This window comes from Lysinibacillus sp. EB271-A1-10B, from assembly GCF_058791335.1.
Genome location: NZ_JBYTDL010000049.1, coordinates 1 through 5,645 on the forward strand (window position 1 = coordinate 1; position 5,645 = coordinate 5,645).

At 38.4% G+C, this 5,645-nt stretch carries 4 protein-coding genes, 1 tRNA gene and 1 rRNA gene; 3 read left to right on the plus strand and 3 right to left on the minus strand.

From position 1 onward, the window contains the following. The first annotated feature begins 1 nt into the window (after position 1). Positions 2 to 73: transfer RNA gene (locus AC3WSK_RS26275), tRNA-Glu, on the plus strand. A 192-nt stretch (positions 74 to 265) separates the two neighbouring features. On the opposite strand, the gene nadA is transcribed toward AC3WSK_RS26275, so the two are convergent. From nadA to nadB, 3 genes are read right to left on the minus strand one after another with little or no spacing between them, the layout of a single operon-like run. Continuing rightward, positions 266 to 1,369, minus strand: a complete 1,104-nt coding sequence (gene nadA, locus AC3WSK_RS26280) for a quinolinate synthase NadA (RefSeq protein WP_427485204.1) — start codon at positions 1,367 to 1,369, stop codon at positions 266 to 268. Next, complete coding sequence (nadC, locus tag AC3WSK_RS26285) at positions 1,356 to 2,216, minus strand: carboxylating nicotinate-nucleotide diphosphorylase (protein WP_427485203.1); 861 nt, start codon at positions 2,214 to 2,216, stop codon at positions 1,356 to 1,358. Before nadC ends, nadA begins: the two co-directional genes overlap by 14 nt. Beyond that, on the minus strand, positions 2,173 to 3,759 hold the full coding sequence (gene nadB, locus AC3WSK_RS26290) for an L-aspartate oxidase (protein WP_427485202.1): 1,587 nt from the start codon (positions 3,757 to 3,759) through the stop codon (positions 2,173 to 2,175). The genes nadC and nadB overlap by 44 nt, the downstream gene beginning before the upstream one ends. Positions 3,760 to 3,859: 100 nt before the next feature. Between nadB and AC3WSK_RS26295 the strand changes: the two genes are divergently transcribed. After that, positions 3,860 to 4,930, plus strand: coding sequence for a cysteine desulfurase family protein (locus tag AC3WSK_RS26295; RefSeq protein ID WP_427485205.1), 1,071 nt, complete (start codon positions 3,860 to 3,862; stop codon positions 4,928 to 4,930). Between the two features lie 643 nt (positions 4,931 to 5,573). Beyond that, positions 5,574 to 5,645 (plus strand): 5S ribosomal RNA (gene rrf, locus AC3WSK_RS26300); the annotation flags it as partial.

A 5,645-nucleotide genomic window follows, 5' to 3' on the forward strand; every position in this document is an offset into this window, starting at 1 on the left:
TGGCCCGTTGGTCAAGTGGTTAAGACACCGCCCTTTCACGGCGGTAACACGGGTTCGAATCCCGTACGGGTCATACTAAAATACAGTAGATGTAATTTACATCTACTGTATTTTTTTTGTACAAAGATAGCTTTTAAGATTCTACTAATTGTCTTACTCGATTATGATTAGTTGAAATATATTTGAACATTACTACATATTCTCATTAGAGAACTTAAGCAACTATAAGAAAACGTCTACTCATTTTGGGTAGACGTTTTGCTCTTTACGCTCTTAATAGCATTTGTTCAAGCGAGCTACGTGCTTCTTCAGCAGTGTGAGCATCTACTTGAATACGATTATGTGGTTGCCCCTTTTGTATACTTTCTAAAGACCAAAGTAGATGGGGAAGGTCAATACGATTCATTGTAAGACAAGGACAGAAATTTTCATTTAAAGAGATAATCTGCTTATCAGGGTGCTGCTTGATCAGACGATTGACGAGATTCATTTCAGTACCGATTGCCCATGCAGAATCACTTGGTGCTTTATTAATCGTATCAATAATGTATTTTGTAGAACCTACATCATCTGCAGCAGCAACAACTTCACGACTACATTCAGGATGAACAATGATCCGCATATTTGGATGAGCTTTACGTATAAGCTCCGTATGCTGAACCGAAAAGCCTTCGTGTACAGAGCAGTGTCCCTTCCATAAGATAACTTGAATGTTTTCTGGGGACTGATCCGTTTCAAGCTTATTTGTATGGGGATTCCAAACGGCCATATTTTCAAGCGGTATTCCTAAATCGTACGCAGTATTTCTACCTAAATGTTGATCGGGTAAAAAGAAAATACGTTGTTTTTGCGTAAATGCCCATTCAACCATTTCTTTTGCATTGGATGATGTTACGCATGCTCCACCATGTCGCCCCGTAAATGCTTTAATGGCAGCAGTAGAATTAACATATGTTAGAGGGATAATGGTATCACCAAAAAGCTCCTGTAAAATTGGCCATGCTTGTTCTGTTTGATAAATGTCTGCCATATCTGCCATTGAACAGCCTGCACGCATATCAGGTAAGTATACATGCTGCTGTTTAGTTGTAAGCATATCAGCTGTTTCAGCCATAAAGTGTACGCCACAAAATACTATATGTTCAGCTTCCGTATTAGCTGCTGATATTTGAGCAAGTTGCAAGGAATCCCCTGTTGCATCGGCAAATTGAATCACTTCATCTTTTTGATAGTGATGCCCAGGAATGAAGAGCTTACTACCTAGTTCCTTTTTTATGGCTAGAATGCGAGATTCCATGTCATTTTTAGATAAAGCACGATAATGCTCGGGTAGTAGTGACATTTGTTGAAATAGATTAGTGATGGACAATGAAACTAGCTCCTTTCGGTTTTACAAGTGCACTAATATCAAAAGCTTTTACTGAATGTGTTAGCGCTCCTAGTGAAATCCATTGAATACCTGTTATCGCATAGCTATTTAAGTTTTGAAGTGTAATGCCGCCCGAAGCTTCTGTAGCGATATGTGGAGGAACAGCAGGAAGCCATTCACGTATTTCTTTAGGGCTACGATTATCAAACATAATGATATCTGCACCAGCTGCAATTGCTTCATCTAATTGTGCTTTTGTTTCGATTTCGACTTCGATCTTAATAGTGTGACCGATTTTCTCACGGGCAGCCTGTACTGCATTAGTAATACTACCCGCAAAAGCAATATGATTATCCTTTAGCATGATCGCATCGAATAAACCATTGCGATGATTATAGGCACCACCGATTCTAACAGCGTATTTATCTAACATACGCAATCCAGGCATCGTTTTGCGCGTATCGCATATTTTCGCATTAGTACCTGCAGTTTCTCGCACCGCTAAATTTGTCGTTGTGGCAATAGCAGACATACGCTGGATAAGATTCAAAATTACACGCTCACCTATTAATAACTTTTGAAGAGGTCCTTGAATAACAGCAAGAACATCACCAGCATTTACTTTTTCCCCATCTTTTTTATAAAGGGTAATATCCATCGATCGATCAAGTAGAAGAAATCCATGCTTAATGATGAGAGCTCCACAAAAAATGCCGTCTTCTTTCGCATAAAAAGAAAAAGATCCCTGTTGTTCAGGGGAAAATATTAATTCACTTGATAAATCGCCATCGCCTATATCCTCATTAAAAAATTGCTTTAACAATTCCTCGAGTTTGATGATATTCATATAATGAATTCCTCACTTTCATCTGTCCTTGTTGAAAAATAATCCAACGGTTTGCCCACTGGTTATCATTTTCTGGTTGATCAACGCGAATATGTGCTCCGCGAGTTTCTTTTCGTGTAATGGCTGCGAGCGCCATTAATGTAGCGACAATATGCATCATGTAAAGTTCAATTTCCTGTTGACTCAGGTCATTTAAATTAACATGAAGAAGTGATTGCAATGAGGGCAATTGTTGTATGAATTGTTGCATATCGATAGGATTTCGCACAATGCCTAATGTGTGCATCATCATTTGCCGTAATTGATCTTTTGTAAATAACGATGGCATTGTTTGTTGGTGATGTTTGTCACTAATCAAGAAATTCTTTTGTGTACAACCTGTTTGAATAATGTATTGGGCTGTTCTTTGTCCAAACGTAATTCCTTCTAATAGAGAGTTACTAGCTAAACGATTGGCGCCATGCACTCCTGTACAAGCAACTTCTCCAATTGCATAGAGATTAGGAATAGATGTCCTTCCTTTGTCATCAGCAACAACCCCGCCCATTAAGAAATGGCTACCTGGTGCTACAGGAATTAAGCCATCCTGTAACTTAACATTATTGTCAGAGCAAAGTTGAGTAATCGTAGGGAATCTTTCTTCAAAGTGCTCAATCTTTGTAATATCAAGAAATGTTTCCTGCCCAGCAGCACGTTTATGAAATAATGCATGTGCTGTAACATGGCGCGGTGCTAAGTCCAGCTGTTTATGTACGCCTTCCATTATAGGCTGACGATACGCATCTACAAATATTCCTCCGGCGCCACGAACAGCTTCAGAGACTAACCCTTTGGCCTGGCCTCCAGACCAAAGTAAGCTTGGATGGAATTGCATAAATTCCATATCACTGATGGCAGCTCCAGCACGATAGGCTAATGCGATCCCATCACCAGTATTCGTAGCAAAGTTAGACGTACAAGAATAAAGAGCACCTGCACCTCCTGTCGCGAGAATGACGTGGTGGGCAAGGTAGCGCTTCGTTCCCTTTGCGCCTTTTGTTAGAACACCAACACAATCCCCATTTGTGTTTAATAAGAGCTCATAAGCCATCTCATAGCAATTCACGACGATATTAGATGTGAGTTGATTGAGCAAATAATCAATCATTACTTGACCAGTACGATCACCGCCTGCATGTAAAATGCGATGATGACTATGTGCTCCCTCTAAGCCAAGAGCGGGGGACCCGTCAACTTGTCGATCAACTGGGAAGCCCTCATTTAAAAAATTACGCATAATTTCTGTGCCATTTTCTATTAGTACTTCAACATTCCTTCTTTCATGATGATATTCACCAGCAGTCAACGTATCAGTAATGTGAAGCTTTGGATGATCTTCTTGACTTGTAACGGCAGCAATACCGCCTTGAGCACGATAAGAACTACTCATTTTAACTGAACACTTTGTCACTAGCTGTACTTGAAAATGTTCTTCGAGAAGCCGAGCAGTTTGAAGTGCGGCAATACCACTACCAATAATAAGTACATCTGTCTTTACATCCATACATTTACCTTCTTTACAGTTGTCTTGACACTTATCTTTGCATAAAATAAAAAAGAAAACAAGACCGAATGAATTAGAAAGGAAGAATAAGATGATTTATATGGATTACGCTGCAACCGCTCCAATGACGCCAAAAGCCCTTAAAGCATATTGCGAGGTAGCAAAGCAGTATTATGGAAATAGTGCAAGCTTACATGACCTAGGAGGGCAAGCACATTATTTTGTTGAACAGGCAAGAGCTGTTGTAGCAAGGTCACTTGGAGTAAACAGTGATGGTGTCATTTTTACGGGAAGTGGCACGGAGGGCAATTTAATTGCGATTTTGTCATTAGCTTTTGCTTCAAATAAAGGGAAGCACATTATATCATCCCAAGCTGAACACACATCGGTACATGCGGCTTTAAATACACTTGAAAAAATGGGTTTTACGGTCACAAAGTTACCCTTACAGCAAGACGGTTGTATTCGTGTAGAGCAACTACGGGAAGCGATTCAAGAAGATACGGCTTTAATCACTATTCAGCATGTAAATTCAGAGATAGGTTCTATTCAACCTATAGAAGAAATTTCCAAAATTGCGAAACAAACAAATGTGCTTATGCACGTCGATTGTGTACAATCCTTTTGTAAACTCTCGTTAAAACAGCAAGTAGATGCTATTACTGTTTCAGCACATAAAATAGGTGGGCCAAAAGGGTGTGGTGCTATATATATGAATCCTGAGCTCCGTGTTCCTGCATTAGCTCCAGGTGTCACACATGAGCGCGGGCTAAGGGGAGGAACACTAGATACCCCAGCTATTGTCGCTTTTGCTACGGCGATTGAAGATTATCAATATGAGCGTCAGCATTATGCAGCATTACGTCAATACTTTAAGGAGAATTTACCAGAGACGTGTCAGCTCATTGAGTGTAAGAATCAATTGCCTAATATTTGTGGTGTGCTGATGAAAAGAGTAGAAGGGCAATACGTTTTGTTAAAATTAAATGAAGCGGGGATATGTATTTCTACAGGAAGCGCCTGTGATATTCATAGTGAATCTGGTACTAAAGCAATTTTATCTATGGGCTATTCTATGGAAGCGATTCGCCAATTTTTTAGAATATCCTTTGGTCCAGCAACGACATTTGAGGAAATTAATCGATTACAAAGGGCACTTTCAAGTCTTTAATGTTTGTCATGTGAAATATATTAAATGCTTTCTAAGCAATTAAATGAAAGGCTCAATAAATATTGAGGATAAGATTAAAACTGAAAAACTATGATTAAATAATTTTGAAATGATAATTTACGTATATGTTAAGTAGTCTATAAAAATAATCTTTGGTTAATATTTTTCTAAGTATACTTATTTTGGGTGGATTATTGGAGCGAAGAGCTACTCAAGTACTCCTGTCGTAGAGCATTGATTTTGGGGGAAGAAGTAGCTTGTAGCGAAAATTAGTGCCTTTTATTTATAAAATGGATATAAATAGTTGATTAATTCTCATCTATTAAATTAATAGTTTTCTTTTAATTAAACAATTGCTATAATAAATAGTAGAGTGATAATTTCTTTTACATAACAAAAAATATCTCTAAAAAGTAATAATTTCTTTTTTTTATAAAAAAGTATTGCACAATGCTAGAAAACGTTATACAATAATTCTTGTCTTGAAGGACAGGTAATAAACTTCAAAACGAAATACATAAAGGTTTCAACATACGAGTAGTTCGAGTAAGCGATGAAGCAAGGGAAGAACGTACTTAAGTACATGACTGACTGAACGACAGAGGCTAACGAAAAAATACGACGTATATCGAAAACTTAATAGTCTAGTGATGATGGCAAAGAGGTCACACCCGTTCCCATACCGAACACGGAAGTTAAGCTCTTTAGCGCCGAT